11 protein-coding genes and 5 pseudogenes are annotated in these 15,100 nt (G+C 58.7%); 10 read left to right on the top strand and 6 right to left on the bottom strand.

The features are described 5' to 3' along the window. From HCN50_RS32745 to HCN50_RS32740, 3 genes and pseudogenes are all read left to right on the top strand, one after another. The coding region (locus HCN50_RS32745) for an IS3 family transposase (protein WP_210265194.1) at positions 1-270 on the top strand (270 nt) is incomplete at its 5' end. Positions 271-678: 408 nt separating this feature from the next. Then, a pseudogene (locus HCN50_RS34090) lies at positions 679-783 on the top strand (transposase); the annotation flags it as partial. Between the two features lie 998 nt (positions 784-1,781). After that, on the top strand, positions 1,782-2,969 hold the full coding sequence (locus HCN50_RS32740) for a pyridoxal phosphate-dependent aminotransferase (RefSeq protein WP_171713975.1): 1,188 nt from the start codon (positions 1,782-1,784) through the stop codon (positions 2,967-2,969). A gap of 1,965 nt (positions 2,970-4,934) precedes the next feature. Here HCN50_RS32740 and HCN50_RS32735 read toward each other — a convergent pair. Beyond that, positions 4,935-5,066, bottom strand: a pseudogene (locus HCN50_RS32735) (ATP-binding protein); the annotation flags it as partial. A 573-nt stretch (positions 5,067-5,639) separates the two neighbouring features. On the opposite strand from HCN50_RS32735, the gene HCN50_RS34585 reads away from it, so the two are divergent. From HCN50_RS34585 to HCN50_RS32725, 3 genes are all read left to right on the top strand, one after another. Next, positions 5,640-6,431 carry a recombinase family protein gene (locus tag HCN50_RS34585; RefSeq protein WP_311968266.1) on the top strand — a complete coding sequence of 264 codons (792 nt, stop codon included), beginning with the start codon at positions 5,640-5,642 and terminating at the stop codon, positions 6,429-6,431. After that, the gene (locus tag HCN50_RS34080) at positions 6,347-6,547 is read left to right on the top strand and encodes a hypothetical protein (protein WP_311968265.1); all 201 of its coding nucleotides are present in this window, start codon (positions 6,347-6,349) and stop codon (positions 6,545-6,547) included. The genes HCN50_RS34585 and HCN50_RS34080 overlap by 85 nt, the downstream gene beginning before the upstream one ends. Positions 6,548-6,727: 180 nt before the next feature. Then, a complete protein-coding gene (locus tag HCN50_RS32725) occupies positions 6,728-7,150 on the top strand; it encodes a hypothetical protein (protein ID WP_171713973.1) in 423 nt (140 codons plus the stop codon). A gap of 80 nt (positions 7,151-7,230) precedes the next feature. Here the strand turns inward: HCN50_RS32725 and HCN50_RS32720 are convergent, their stop codons facing one another. The 3 genes and pseudogenes from HCN50_RS32720 to HCN50_RS32710 form a co-directional block, all read right to left on the bottom strand. Next, positions 7,231-7,590, bottom strand: coding sequence for a hypothetical protein (locus HCN50_RS32720; protein WP_171713972.1), 360 nt, complete (start codon positions 7,588-7,590; stop codon positions 7,231-7,233). Between the two features lie 92 nt (positions 7,591-7,682). After that, positions 7,683-8,321 (bottom strand): annotated as a pseudogene (locus HCN50_RS32715) (ATP-binding protein); the annotation flags it as partial. A gap of 16 nt (positions 8,322-8,337) precedes the next feature. Then, positions 8,338-9,328, bottom strand: a pseudogene (locus HCN50_RS32710) (Mu transposase domain-containing protein); the annotation flags it as partial. Between HCN50_RS32710 and HCN50_RS34075 the strand changes: the two are divergent. From HCN50_RS34075 to HCN50_RS34060, 4 genes and pseudogenes are all read left to right on the top strand, one after another. Beyond that, on the top strand, positions 9,216-9,539 hold the full coding sequence (locus HCN50_RS34075; protein WP_311968264.1) for a recombinase family protein: 324 nt from the start codon (positions 9,216-9,218) through the stop codon (positions 9,537-9,539). The pseudogene HCN50_RS32710 and the gene HCN50_RS34075 overlap by 113 nt on opposite strands. A 140-nt stretch (positions 9,540-9,679) precedes the next feature. After that, positions 9,680-10,147, top strand: coding sequence for a recombinase family protein (locus HCN50_RS34070; RefSeq protein WP_311968263.1), 468 nt, complete (start codon positions 9,680-9,682; stop codon positions 10,145-10,147). Positions 10,148-10,488: 341 nt separating this feature from the next. Then, the gene (locus HCN50_RS34065; protein ID WP_235977375.1) at positions 10,489-10,998 is read left to right on the top strand and encodes a hypothetical protein; all 510 of its coding nucleotides are present in this window, start codon (positions 10,489-10,491) and stop codon (positions 10,996-10,998) included. A 660-nt stretch (positions 10,999-11,658) separates the two neighbouring features. Further along, a pseudogene (locus tag HCN50_RS34060) lies at positions 11,659-11,757 on the top strand (integrase core domain-containing protein); the annotation flags it as partial. 455 nt (positions 11,758-12,212) lie between these two features. Here HCN50_RS34060 and HCN50_RS32695 read toward each other — a convergent pair. Both HCN50_RS32695 and HCN50_RS34930 read right to left on the bottom strand, forming a co-directional pair. Further along, on the bottom strand, positions 12,213-13,556 hold the full coding sequence (locus HCN50_RS32695) for an LLM class flavin-dependent oxidoreductase (RefSeq protein ID WP_171713969.1): 1,344 nt from the start codon (positions 13,554-13,556) through the stop codon (positions 12,213-12,215). A gap of 618 nt (positions 13,557-14,174) precedes the next feature. After that, the gene (locus HCN50_RS34930; protein ID WP_376700351.1) at positions 14,175-14,792 is read right to left on the bottom strand and encodes an aldehyde dehydrogenase family protein; all 618 of its coding nucleotides are present in this window, start codon (positions 14,790-14,792) and stop codon (positions 14,175-14,177) included. Between the last annotated feature and the right edge of the window lie 308 nt (positions 14,793-15,100).

Genomic DNA, 15,100 nt, shown 5'->3' with positions numbered 1-15,100 from the left:
CAATATGCTTCGACGGACTATCGGAAGATGATGCAGTCCGCCGGTTTTCGAGCCTCGATGAGCCGCAAGGCCGATCGTTACGATAACGCGCCGATGGAGAGTTTCTTCCACACGCTCAAAACAGAACTCGTCCATCAGCAGCATTATGAAACACGTGAGGAAGCCAGACGTGATATCTTTGCTTACATCGAGGGCTTCTACAATCGAAAGCGTCGTCACTCCGCCATCGGCTATATCAGCCCGATCGAGATGGAGCTAAAAGCAGCTTAACCCTGTCCATTTTTTCGGGGGAAGATCAAACGGCATCCGCACCACCTAAGCCGCCGGTCCAAAATCCGGGGTCCACTTCAAAGGGACGGCGGTAGTGGAATGGGTTAGCGATGAAGTTGAGACACAAACCTTCGTTGGAGAGATCGAGACTGTAACTGCTTAGTACAGCAGCCAAGCCAAAGGATTGCTGTAGTTACACCGGATAGCGTCAGCAAGGTCCGATCTAGCAAGACGGAAAACGTCCTTGCGTTGGCAAAATGGTTATCTCTTGGCATGGGCCCCTTCCTGCCCGCCTCGTAAGTCGAGGTCCATTCAATGGATATCAGCTCCGCGGAACTTCTAACTCACCTGAGCCCCGCAATCTCCTGCAAGAACGGGTAGCGTCTATCATCACGGAGCGGGATGGATATGAAGGCAAGCCGGTTCACGGAAGGACAGATCATCGGGATTTTGCGGGAGCAAGATACCGAGGCGAATACCACGGACGTGTGCCGCAAACACCGGATCAGCACGCAACAAATGGATACTGAATACCGAGGGCTGGAGCGTTCAGTGAGAAGCAACTAACAGTATGGAGGACGGATGTAGATGCGTTACCAACAAATCAACTCGACCAACGCGATGCCTGTTCTTGGCTACGCTAACTGGTGGCCCTCGCGAAAATGAAGTTTGACGACGATGCGCACCTCCTTGCCTATCAACGATATACGGCGCGCGGTGTGCGCGAGAAACGACCGCTGGCCTACCACCCGGTTGGCTCCCACATCAGCTGTGAGAGGGTCTCCCTTCCATCTTCGTCGAGCCGCCCATGTTCGATTGAATACCTTCATGTAGGAAAACCGACAGGACGGGCATGACGAACATTGGCAGGGACGCGTCTTTCTATCGTCGCGCGACGCAAGCATTAGCGGCCACGAGTGGCACGCTGATTGCTGCTATGGTACGAAAGAGCCGGCTTCACGTACGCGACTGGCAGGCCAGTGCTATGCAGCAAGATCGCCGATTTCGTCGCGACCGCGCGGAAAGCCGTCTCTCGAAGGCTCGAGGAGGTCCTTCAAATTGTGAACTGTGATTAACTCGCCCGTACGGAAACGATATCTGCGTCTCCCGGACACTCGGCGACGCTTATCATCAATGCGCCCCCCATTCGTTCTCGATTGAGTCGCGTCATGCAACCCACCGCCCTATCTTCGCGCTCCACGGCATCCTTCAACGAAACGCTTGTCTGTCCATTTGATATTGGATATCTCATCAAATGGCGTGACAGCTCTTGCGGGACTCACCTGTGCACTGCTGCCGTGTCTTCTCGACCCGCTCCCTTTGCCTTTCTACCTGGCCACCTAGTCGACCGAAGAAGAGCCACGAGCTCATTCCCTTTCGTCCGAACAATTGACGAGGGCCATCATCATGTCTCCTTCGATTCGTGGGATCTCATTTCCAACGATCTCGGTAGACCTCGCGTCCCAGTGCAACCATAAAGGGGCTCTTCGGATCGACGGAGAGCGCTCTTTATGTTGGCGCAACGGACCGTCTTATTCAAATCATCGAGTATCGCCGCCGCGTGGACCGCCGCCGAAGCTGCTGCTGCGTGCGGCGACCAAATCATCGATCTGACCGCCGGGGAGATCTGGAGCGAGTTAGCTCCTTCGATACGCGAGGGTGCCATAGCTGCGATCAATTGCAGCTCGAATCGCTACACTGGCACGCTCGGTCTGCTGAAGTTGCGCCATGCCCTTGCTCGCAAGATTTCCGCGGATACCGCTCAATCTTGGTCGGCAGATGAGATCGCGGTGACGAGCGGCGCCAAGCAGGCGCTCTTTAATGCGGCCATGGCTCTTCTGAATCCCGGGGATGAGGTACTGGTCCCCGCCCCCTGCTGGACTTCTTTCCCTGTCCAGATCGGCCTTGCTGGCGGCACACCGGTCTTCATCGATACCCGGCATAACAGTTATGTGCCGAAGCTTGCGGACCTCGCGGCCGCTGTTACATCCAAGACTAAGGCCATCTTGGTCAATACGCCGAGTAATCCGACCGGTGTGATATATGACCGCTCCACCCTTGCCGGCATTGCCCAACTCGCAATAGACCGCGATCTCTGGATCATCTTTGATGAATGCTACGGAGCCTTCGCCCATGCCCCACACACTCATCATCCGATCGTGTCGGTGGCGCCATCCGTGCGCGATCGTACTTTAATCGTCAATTCGTTTGCCAAATCATTGGCCCTCACCGGCTGGAGGATTGGCTATCTCGCCGCTCCCAAGACAGTGATCAGCGCAGTTGGGTCGCTACAAAGCTATATGTCCTGTCCCGATGTCATTGCACAGCATGCGCTGCTCAATCACCTGGAATCTGGCGATGCTGCCTTCCAGCTGCAATTGCAGCGCCACGTTGCTAACGCGCGTGCGCTCGGACTCTCTATCCTGTCAACGCTGAAGTCAGTACCCCAACCGGCCGCGCAAGGTGGCTATTACTTCTATCTCGATCTCGTAGGATGGCAGCGACGCGCCAACCGCTATGGCCACGAAATCAACGCCGATGACGTCGCAAATGTGCTGCTGATGGACGCCGGTGTTGCTACGGTCTCGGGTACGGCGTTTGGCGATCCCGCCGGGGTCGGCCTCTCCTACGGCATTGATCTCAAATTACTCGACAAAGCCTTGCGGCGTCTGACGGTCGCTCTGAACACGTGGAAGTGACTTCTTGGCTCGGCCAAATCACCTTTGATGCAGGGGAATAAACTACCGATACCGGAAACCACACCACATCCTTGCAGCGGCCCGGCTCGCGCCTGCGACTTCTGACCGAGACGCGCCCATAGTCAGCCATCGATGTGCATCGGATCCGATTTTTGTACTTTGCACTCAGCAATCTTGCCGCTCGAGCTTGCCCGTCGGCTGTCGAACAGACGATAAGGATGACGTCCTGCGGCGGCACATTCGACAGACTCGCAGGCGATCCGCTGATAAACTGGCGACAAATTCTTGTTGGAGCGTGATGTTCTTGTTTGAACGGCCGGCACTTAGCCGGTTGTTCTCATGGAGGCGATGTCGCAGTACTCCCGACTGCAGGCTGACTTCCATAAAAGTCGATTGAATGCGCGTATGGGCATCCAATAGCGGCATCATCGTGCGCCCCATGCTCGGTATGGTCTGCGCGAAGGAAATGCTTGGAAGCGCCTCGCAATCCGACCGAATTCTGGACCTTGCCCTTCAAATGTCTGTCAGCTGAACACGCGCTGCATCAGTGAATCATTCGCTGTTTAGGACTGAAGTCTTTGAATGAAGATGGACTGCGAATCCGATCAGTCTTGCGCGCTTCAACGCCGCCAACTCTCCCCGAGATTTCGGGTGCTCTTCAGAAGACGGCGCACCCTGTGCGGGCTCGAACAAGACCTCGCTCGCAGTTCGGTCGCCGGCGGGAGCGAGCAGAATCGTTCTGCTAGGCCGGGGAGTGGATTGGGATTCCTTTTACGGCGATAGCGCTGGATGATGCCTGGCAATTACCGGAGGCACAATTTGAGCCTCGGCATCTGCATGGCCACCCGGCTGCCCAAACAGAAAGTGTCCCCGAATATCTGCAGAGCGCATATTCGTTGACCTCAGGTCGCTCCGGACCTGAAGGGAGTTTTGAACACTTTCTTCGAGCCGCTCGAGGGGCGCCCTCTGCTGTTAGCCCCCAGCCATGACGCTTTCTCTATGCCTTGCGCGGCCGGACAGAATTCGAAGTCTTTCTCACCCCTTTGACTGCGTTCGACCAGCGTGGGCGACACGCGGCGGCGCTTGTTGATCTGCTGCCCAGGAAGAAGTTCACGCCCCAGGGAAGACCGATCCGCAATTTTACCGCGTCCATTCTTTGACAGCGCCGCCGCCTGGTCCAGGTTGCCAACCAGGCAACGGCCGCAGGTTGGACCGCACACGGCATGAGTGGATTTGACTTGGAGAGGGCGCGCGCCGTACTCAGGGGCCTGAGGGTTTTGCAGTCGAGCGCCATCGCCATCGGACGCAAGGAGACGGCGCACGCCTGCCGCCTGTTGCAGCGCGAACGGCCAACCGGCCGTTCACCCGTCGGTGATTTTGTCGCGCAAATGCCTACTCCCCGAATCATTTACCAAGTTCGGGATAACCGGCACCCGCAAATCGAAATCTCAAGGCGGGACTCTCGACCGGCGGCTGACTGAGGCTCTGGGTGAATGCAGAGAGATCAGCGAGATGGGCGAGATCGCCAGAAATCTCAACTAACCAGCTGATGCTGGTAAGCAGAAAACGATCGGAAGTACGGCGCTGGAACGAGCACGCATTGTCACGCGCAAGCGTCGAACCTTGGCGCCTCTAGCAATGTCGACTGCAACAGGAGTGATAGCCGATGCACGTGGTACCGTAGCCGTCTCATTGTTCGCTTGACTGCCGAGCGAAGTCCGACACGTCGAAATGGCGTCCATCAGGCGCCGCGCAATCTTGACCTGTGAGCTTACCAAGAGGGTGTTGTTCTTGACTTCTCGCGGCCGGGCAAACCGACGTAACCGGTATGAGCCCCGCGTCTGCTACGATCAGCGGCCGCGAGCGTTGCATATTTCACTGATGGTGAGCAGCGATTTCGCGCGATCATAAGCGCTGAATTCAGACGATTGTGAGCAGCCCGCTTTGGCCGAGGCGGTGATAGGGTCAGCGTTCTGGCTGCTCGTCAAGGGTGATGGTTTTGGCGTTGCGTTTTCGCATGCTTTCGCCGGCAAGCTGGAGGCGGTGCGCGTTGTGGACGGGGCGATCGAGAATGGCGTCGGCGAGTGTGGGATCGCCGAACACGACAGAGTACCGCTATTCTTGACCGGGTCGTGTCTCACGTCACAATCACCGACCCGCATCATTTTTTGTTCGGGCACTGGCTTGAGGTGCTGAAGGAGTGGTCGGGGCGCGGTCCCGCCTACGTCGTTGTCGCGCTGCCGGACGGACGGCCGCGAGCGGTTCGGATCGCGTCAACCGATCTTGCCGAGACGCCGATCACTTCCCGCCCGAACGCGGCCGATCTGCCGTGCATCAGTGCACGGACGCTGATCCCATTGATGCAACATTTGAGCGCGAGTCTGAGCCTTCTCCACGAGAAGGTAATTCGCGATGACCCACCGACCGCTTCCAGGTCGCGTTGCGTATCGACCCCGCCGACCTTGGCAAATCCACCCGGCCGTCCAACGGCCGACATTCCGCGCCTGTGGCCGAATCGGTCGACCGCGACGCAAACCCAGATTGCTCAAACGATCGCCGCGCTGATGCGGCGAATGCAAGCGATCCCCGGCACGCCCGGAAGGGGACAGGGTCGTGCTAATCAGCTCGAACATCGCTGACGAGCGGCTCACGACGGCACACCGAGCCAAGTTGGCCTATGTCTACGTGCGGCAGTCATCCGTGAACCAGGTGAGCCAGCACCAGGAGAGCACCGAGCTGCAGTACGGCCTCGTCGATCGCGCCATCAGTCTGGGTTGGCCGCCGGAGCGCGTCCAGGTCATTGACGAGGATCTGGGTAAATCCGGTGCTGGCGGCGTGGATCGTCATGGTTTTCAGAAGCTCATTGCCGAGATCGGCCTTGGCAACGCCGGTCTTGTGGTGAGACTCGACGCTTCTCGCTTGGCCCGCAATAACCGGGACTGGCATCAGCTCCTGGAACTGTGCTCGGTGTTCGGCGTGCTCATTGCGGATGGCGAGCGGCTTTACGATCCGCGCGCCTACCACGACCGCCTGCTGTTGGGCTTGTCCGGCATCATGAGCGAGGCGGAGTTGCATCAGCTTCGAATGCGCCTTCACCAAGGGGAACGCCAGAAAGCGGCGCGCGGCGAACTGCGGCTGCCCCTGCCAGCCGGGCTCGCCTATGATCGAGCGGGCACAATTATTCTCAATTCCGATGAGGAGGTGCAGGCCCGTCTTCATGTCGCGTTTGCCAAATTCCGGGAACTGCAAAGCGCTCGCCGTGTGATGCGTTGCTTGGACAGGAACGGATTGTCCCTGCCGGTTCGACCGCTGCTTGGGCCATCTCCACACGAGATCGTCTGGCGTGCGGTGCGCCAGATAGCACACGCGTTCTTAGTATCCTTCAAAAGTCGGCTTATGCTGGGGCATATGTTTATGGCCGCCGGCAAAAGGATCCGAGCCGATGCCGGCCGGGATTGCTGACGGGAACGGTCAAGGTGGCGATCGCGGATTGGGCGGTTTGCCTACACGCCGCTCACCCAGGCTATATCGGCTGGGAGGAGTTCATGGCCAACCAGGGGCGACTGGCAGATATATGAGGCGGGACATTCTGGCGTACCGCGCAAGGGGGCAGCCTTGCTACAAGGAATTGCGATCTGCGGCCGTCGTGGACGGCGCATGAGCATGCGCTACACGGGCCCGAATGCCGACTATCCGGTCTATTGCTGCCGGTCGGATCGGGACCAGCAAGGTAGTGCACTGTGCCAGGAGTGCGGGCCTTGGCGGTTGACGCGCTTATCGAGCGGGTGGTCCTCGACACCCTGGTGCCGGATCAGATTGAGATCGCAATCGCGGCGGCGGGCCAACTGGAGCAGGAGAGCCGTCAGCTCGAGGGCCAGTGGGTGCTTCGTGTGGAACGCGCCCGCTACGAGGCCGAGCGCGCTCGACGTCAGTATGACGCCGTAGAGCCCGAGAACCGTCTTGTGGCGCGCTCACTTGAGCAGGCTTGGGAAGAGAAGCTGCGTGTCGTCGAGGCCGTCGAGCAGGAGCATGCGCGTTGGGCACACGCAAGAGCCGCTTCTGATTGGCCCGGCGGAACGTGCAGGGCTACAAGCGCTCGGCGAGAACCTGCCGCGGATTTGGAACGCGGCCACCACGACGGCAGCCGATCGCAAGCGTATTCTGCGATTTGTCATCCGTGAAGTCGTTCTTGATCAGAAGCGGACCCGAGGTCAGGTGTGGCTCAAGATCGTCTGGCAGACCGGCGCACCAGCGAGCATCACTACAACGGCGCGTTCACACCTACCGCGATTACATCGACATTGATCGGTTGCGGCGACGGATCGTCGAGTTGAATGCTGAACACAAAATGGATGGCGAGATCGCTGCAATACTCAATCAGGAGGGATTCGTCGCGGCCCGAGGCTGCGCCTTCGAAGGCGAGAACGTCTGGGTGTTGCGTACCCGCTGAGGCATTCCCACCGTCAAAATCAACGGCGTGGACAAGAATCCGATGCGCTGGCCCGACGATAGCTTCTCGATTCAGGGCGCAGCGGCCGAGCTTGGAGTAACCCGCAAACGGTGTTCGATTATCTTGGGCGCGGATTGCTGGCAGGTCGTCAGTTAACCAAAGGCCAGCCATGGCAGATCGAGCTCTCAGACGAACAAATCAGTCAGCTTCGCAATCGGGTACGACGCACCAAGCGTTCGAAAAAGGAGGTATCATGAAGTCATCGGTTCTCCGATAACTTCGTGCCATGTGTCCACGGGGAGTTGGCTGGTTACGATGGTGGAGGCACGGGCATGGCGGTCCTCGAGGACTTCCAGTAGATCGCGCTGCTCGGCGACGGTGAGCACCGACAGTCCCCAATCGTCCGAAATCAGAACCTGGGCGCGGCCAAGGGTTTTGAGCAAGCGGGCATAACGTCCATTGCCCCGCGCGAGCGCCAACGCTTCAAACAATCTTGGGACGCGATGATAGAGAACCGAGCGATTGTCGCAACAGGCCTCGTGGCCGAGGGCACAGGCTAACCAACTTTTGCCCAATCCGGTCGCCCCGGTTATCAGCAAATTCTCGTGGCGATCGATCCAGTCGCCGCTGACGAGTTTGGCGAAGACGGCCCGGTCGATACCCCGCGGCGTGCGCAAATCGACGTCCTCCACGCAGGCATTCTGGCGGAGCGAGGCCAGCTTGAGGCGCGTGGTGAGCCTCCTGGTGTCGCGTTCCGCGGCTTCCCGATCGACCAGCAGGCCGATGCGATCTTCGAACGGAAAGGCTTCGAGATCAGGCGATCGTCCTTGCTCCTCGAAGGCCTTGGCCATGCCTCTCAAGCCGAGCTCGATCAGGCGTTCGTGGGTGGGATGGTTGAGCATACAGGTCTCCTTGGCTTCAGTGGAAATAATCCCGGCCGCGGATGTTGCCGTGGCGCGGGTGGTGTTCGGGGGGCTCGTCGAGAAAGGTGCGATCCAGGCCGTTCTCGAGGATGGAGCGGATCGAGGCGACGGATCGCGCCTTGATCAGAATGCCGCGCCGGCAGGCCGCGTCGACGCGCTCGGCGCTGTAGCTTTTAGCCAGCGACAGAATGCCGAGGCAGGTGCGAAAGCCTTGCTCGGGATGCGGCCGGGCCGCGATCACGGCCTGGAAGAAGGCGGCGGTCGACGGACCGATCCGCTCGCCAGCGGCGATCACTCCGGCGGGCGTCCATTGGCTGTAGCGCCGATGGGCGCTGGGCATATGGTCGGCGATGGTGGTGTGGCCCCGCCGGTTGGGCGCGCGGGCGTGGCTGGCGATCCTGCGGCCGTTGTGGAACATCTCGACCGTCCTGTCGTCGATGCGCGCATCGACGAGCTCGCGGATGAGCCGATACGGCGCGGAATACCAGTGTCCATCGATCTCGATATGATAGTCGGGGCGAACTCGGCATCGCTTCCAGCGTGCGAAAGCGTAAGCCTGGTCTGGCAGCTTTGTCAGCTTGGGCCTGTCGAGCTCGGCGAACAGTTCGGCGCGGCTGGCGCCAAAGTCGCGCATCTGACGGGCATTGAGTTCGACGACGAGTATTTTGATGGCTGGTTCAGCTCCGCTAACGAAAAGAAGCATTGGTTGCGCAGCCGCGCCAGAATCCATCGCTGGGCGACTTGCACCGCAACTTCGACCTTTGCCTTATCTTTTGGGCGCCGCGGCCGGGCTGCGAGAATGGCCGTACCGTAATGGCCCGCCATCTCGGCGTAGGTTCGGTTGAGGCCGGGATCGTGGCGGCCGGATTGGTGATGGCGGCCTTGAGATTGTCGCAGACCACAAATGTCGGCGCGCCGCCGAGGAAGGCGAAAAGGTTGATGTGGACCCGGATCCAGGCGAGCCCCTCGCTTGGGCAGGCCGCGGCTCAGCGCAGCGGCTTCAAGGAGCTGGTCGGACGTGTTGGGCTCAAGGAGGTTGGTCTGATCCTGTCGATCGACGTGACGCGCCTCGCCCGCAACTGCTCGGATTGGTATCCGCTGCTCGATATATGCGGGCTGCACGGCTGCCTCATCGCCGACCGTGATGGCGTCTATGACCCCGGCAGCGCGAATGGCCGACTGCTGCTCGGCTTATAAGGGACGATATCGGAGCTCGAGCTCCATGCGATACGTAGTCGATTGACGGCGGGTCTTCTCGCCAAGGCGGAGCGCGGTGAGCTTGCGCTCACATCGGCCTTGTCCGCGATCCCTCTGGCGTCGTCGTCAAGGACCCGAACGTGGAGGTACAGGAACGTCTCGAGCTGCTGTTCGAAACCTTCCTGAAGGTGCGCACAGTTGCCAAGGTCTTGCGTGAGTTCAACGACCGCGGTCTGGAGCTGCCGCGCCGCGATCGTCACGGTGATCTGCATTGGGCGCGGGCGACGACATCGGCGGTCGCAGCGATTCTGAAGAACCCCGCCTATGCAGGCGCCTTCGTCTACAGACGGACACGATTGCGCAAACCGTCGGATGGAGGATTACCGACGAAGGCGCCGAAGCCGATCGAGCAATGGCGGACCATCGTCAAGGACCGCTATCCTGCATATATCACTTGGCAAAGCTACGAGAAGATCAGGGGCATCGTCAGCGACAACCGAGCAGAATACATGCGCAACAAGACCAGGGGTGCTCCACGTGAGGGCGAACTGCCGCTGCGAGGCATCGCATGGTGCGGAAGATGTGGTCACAAGATGTATGCTCGCTAGTGGCGCCGAGTACGTCTGCAATCACCTGCGTTCGCGTCAGGGGCTGCCGGCGTGCCAATACATCCGTGCTCCCCGCGTCGACGCCGCCGTGGCGCAAGCGTTCCTCATAGCGCTGGCTCCGGCCGAGATCGACGCGTTGTCGTGCGCTCGTCACGCTCAGCAACAGGCGTACAAAGCAATACGGAGCAGCGCCGAGCAGCAGCTCGAACGCCGGCGCTACGAAGCAGCGCTCGCCGAACGTCAGTTCAACCGCGTCGATCCTGACAACCGGCTTGTCGCCGCCGAGCTCGAGCGAGGCGGCTCTGAAGGAGGTCCAAGCGGCAGAGGAGGTCCTGGCCCGTTTGAAGTCTCCCCAGGCTATCGCTCAGATCACCGTCGGCAACAAGGCGCTAAACGACAAAGTCATCCGCCTCTCCGGCCGGCTGCCTGAGATCTGGATGGACTCGAGCACGACCGACGCCAAACGCAAGGCGCTGCTGCGCTGTCACATTGACGAGGTGATCCTCGACCGCGGCGAGCACGACGTCGTCAGCGTGAGGATCGTCTGGCGCGGCGGAGCCGTCACCGAGATCGAGGTAAAGATGCGTGTCAACTCAGTAGCGAATCTCGCCCGAGGCGCGGAGATGCGAGAACGCCTGCTCGAGCTCGCTCGCACCAAGATGCACGACGACGAGATGGCTGCCATGTTGACGAGCGAAGGACACGGGTCACCAAATTGCCCCGACAAAGTACTGCCATCACCGTCCAGCGCATTCGCTTGCATGCCGGCCTCAAGGGGCTTACCGAACAACGTACGCGATGGCGGCATTCACCCGACTTGCTCAGCGCACAGGAACTCTCCGGCGTATTGAACATTCCCGTGAACTGGCTCTACGTTCAGATCAGGCAAGGGCGCCTTTTGATCGATCGTCACCCTTCCGGCGCGCACCTGTTCTCCAACACGCCGCGCGTGATTGAGGCCGTTCGAAAACTCCGCAATCACGCGCTCGATCATCTTGATCTCAGAATCACTGAGCCTCACGAGGAGGAGCATTCGCATGGATAGTCGAGCAGGATCGCGAGCTGCGTCGCACTGAGATGCACCACGCCGTCGCGGATCGGCGGCCAGGTGAAGCGCCCTGGTGCAGCCACTTCGTCACCCGCACCATGCCGCTGTCGTCCACGCCAGAATCTTCACTCTGTTCATGCGCTTGCTGCGGAATGCGAAGACATCGCCGCAACCTAGTTCGCCATATCGTGAGCAGCCCGCGGGCAACGCCATTGCGCCGCGCCACCTCGGAGATGTTCGCACCCCTCCTCAAAGCTCTCCGCCGTGATCCGGGCCTTCGCGCCCGTCGCCATCGCCGCCGCCGGCGCTGCCCGGTGATCACCTCGACACGAGATAGGAATCGTCTTCTTACCAGGTATCAAGCATGGTATTTGCCATCGTTGCACCTCCACCGATCAGCTGATACCAGGCTGTATGGCGGGCAAACCTCGCAATGGCGAGGTGGAGGGCTCACGCCGGTTACAAACCAACCGATAACAGCTCAATCGAATCCTTCAACGGCAAGCTTCGGGCGGAGTGCCTCGACACCCCCTTTCCCCTACTTGACCCGAAACGACAAAAAGACCTGCGATACGATAATCCGCCCGGATCGACCATCATCAACCCTCTTCAGGCTCGCGATCGCCTCCAGAAAACTCACCTACTTGTCGGCACTCAGCACGGCCTGGAACTCGGCGCAACGCCGCATATAGACGACGAGTTCCGGATTGGTGGTATGGCCGTGCCGTCGGCGAGAAGACAAATTGCAGACCGTCACGTATTTCGATCTGCGTCGGCGGGGATCTCGGAAACTCTCCTATCACAGGGCTGGATTGCGGGAGCGGTCGGCCTCTCTGAGAGAGGCGGCGCTTACCACCTCTGCTCAAATGCCATGCCATCAGACTTATTCACTCTCAAGAAATGAAATAGCAAGATTCCGAGACTCTTGAACCCGAAAGCTTGCGATCTCAAAGGCGACCGCCACAACAAACGCCGACTCTGCTCTACGGCGGTGAGTACCTTTTCATGGACGACTACTTAGGCTGCGCGCGTGAACCGATTGAGTGGCCGCTTGAGACCGAGGTTCTCTCGCAGTGTTTGCCCAGAGTATCCCGATCTGAATTTGCCTCGTCGGCGCAATTCAGGAACAACGAGCTCAATAAACTCCTTGAGTCCGTCTGGAAGGGTCGCCGGCATTACATTGAATCCGTCAGCCGCGTATTGATCAAATGCATCCACCATGCTGTCGACGATTTCGTCTGGAGTTCCGACAACCATGAGCTGGCCCTTGCAGTCCGACACTAGGCGGATCAGTTGCCTCCAGGTAAATTTCTCGCGGACTGCCAAGTCGAGGAGTAGCTTCTGATAGCTCTGGGTGACATTTGTCTGCGGTAAGGTTTCGGGCACCAATGAATCGAGATTCATTGAACGCAAGTCGGTGACGAACCCCAGCATACGATCGGCCAATCCAATTTGTACGTCGATGTGCGTATACGATTGTAGTCTTTGAAGCTTCTCAGACGCTTCTTGCTTGGTCCTCCCAATAATCGGGACAATGCCCGGCATGACTAGCACCTGATCGTCTTTCCGACCAAGTGCGCGCGCCTTCTCTTTGAGAGTTGCATAATGTCGTTTGCCGTTATCTAAAAAAGGTTCGGCGGTGAACACTACTTCGGCGAACTCTGCAGCAAACCGTGTTCCGGCATCGGATGCGCCAGCCTGAACCAACACGGGATGCCCTTGCGGTGGCCTTGCGATGTTCAGTGGACCTGTGACTGACAAGTAGTCCCCTCGGTGGTTAAGCAGATGCAGCTTCGTGGTGTCAGCGAAAATACCACTCTGCTTGTCTCGAATGAAAGCTTCATCTTCCCACGTATCCCAGAGACCCTTGACAACCTCCACGAATTCTCTCGCTCGAGCATAGCGCATATCATGTTCTGGAAGTTCCTTTTCGCCGAAGTTTGGGGCTTCGAACTTGGATCCCGAGGTGACAATGTTCCAGGCAGCACGGCCCCGCGATAGGTGGTCAAGTGAGGCGAGCATGCGCGCAATATGATAGGGCTGGTGATAGGTCGTCGTGGCTGTCGCGACAAGGCCGACGTGCTTTGTTCTGGATGAAAGCGCCGATAAGAGCGTGATTGGCTCGAACCCATCGTTTCGGCTTACGCGAGCAATGTGTGCGTGATCTCGCTCTACTACACTCGGGCTATCGTCGAGAAATACGAAGTGAAACGCCGCACCTTCAGCAAGTGCTGCGAGATGAGCATAATGGTCAATATCAATTCCGCCATTCGCTGGCACGCTCGGATCGCGCCATGCACCCTCGTGAAACCCCACCCGACGGAGGAACAGTCCGAGCTTAATTTCGCCATTGCGTTGCATGCCATATCTCCCTTTGAATTGGATTTATCTTCTAGCGCCGCGTTCAGATGTGCCGCCTGCTCATCAATAGCAGGCGCGCATCGATCGAAATTTCGAAGCCGCCACCAGCACAAATGCGCGTAGGCAGTTGTGCTCGTATCTACCACGCGCTCCATCAAATTGGCGCACTGGTTCGCTAGAGCTGCGGTAGCCGAGAGAGCAGGCAATTAGTCGCCCCGACGGGCTGGCGATTTTGATACAGCGCTTGGCGATCGGCTCGGAGACCGCATCAGAAGTCCCACAATGAACGAAAGCTCGCGCTCGGAGCGCATATGAGCGCGCACCATTTCTGCAGGCGACGAGCCAGCGCGTCGATCAGGATCGTCCGATAAGAACTCTTGGTTGATGTTACCATATCCAACTCCTTCTGACGTTTTGATGGGCTCAACGACTATCTAGGCATAGATGACATGCTCTTTTATCTTGATCAATTACTAGCATTGGTAGTTGACCCAGGCGGTGGCGAAGAATCTGCGTGCAAGTCGGAGCTCGCTCGCGATCTACGATTGGATTACCATAGTCCGGGAATGGTAATACCGAATGCATGGAAGAGCGTCGCCGACGCTCTTTGTGATATCATCAGCTACGATATACTATCCGCCGTCCACTTGGACCTAGCTGAAAGGAACCTGTTCCAGCATCAGTTACTGGAAACTCCGCACTCCTAGATCGCCGCCTTCGTAACCGTATCCACTCTGCTTTATGCCTGCATGAGACGGATCTCCGCGGCAACTCCTTTGAGGTAATTATGCTGACAACGCCCACGGAGAATGCCGCGGATAGGATTCGCTGCGTTCGGGTGAACCAATGAAGACGTATGCCGCCCATCCATATTCGGTCGCCTGTTTGACGCCTTCTCCGATTGACTCGAGCGGCATGATCGTCAGGATCAGCCCGAGGGGCTACTAGTGAAGCATTCTCGCCTCGGTCGTGCCCCTCGTCAGGATGGCTTGTCAAGCGCTCCATCGCCTCGATACGCCGGACGTTCGCCGTCGGCCTCACATTCGTCGACGAATCATCCGGCGGACTTACACTGATTTCGCGGGCAGCCTCCTTCATACGGGACAAAGATTCCTCGTAGATCGGCCTTGCCACCATACCTCTGATGGACGCGTTGCAGTTCTGGCCAGCGCATTCAAACTTGTGTTCACAGATAGCGGGCGCTGCCTTTGCGAGATCCGCTTCTGCGCAGACAATGAAGGAGGTTGTGAAGTGGACCCTATGCTGAGGACCACTGGGTCCGGGTTTCTTAAGTGAAGCTGCTGCCGTTCCTTCTTCCCAAAAACTTTACGCTACTCTTGCTTGCTGCTGTTGTGGCTGTGGGGATGTGGGCAACGCGCAGCGTTGTCCAAGCTTCTCGCTTGCGAGAAGCGTCATATCCACAGCCTCTTCGCCGAATGCGCCGGTGACACCGGCCCGCCAGACCGTCATCGGCGCGCGGCTCTTCCAGCGCCTGATGAGGGCGCTGGAAATTGTAAAATTCGATCCATCGGGCGATTCCGGCT

Source organism: Bradyrhizobium archetypum (assembly GCF_013114835.1).
GTDB classification, from domain to species: domain Bacteria; phylum Pseudomonadota; class Alphaproteobacteria; order Rhizobiales; family Xanthobacteraceae; genus Bradyrhizobium; species Bradyrhizobium archetypum.
Note: the sequence above shows the minus strand (reverse complement) of the source record. Positions and strands in the feature narration are given on the sequence as shown.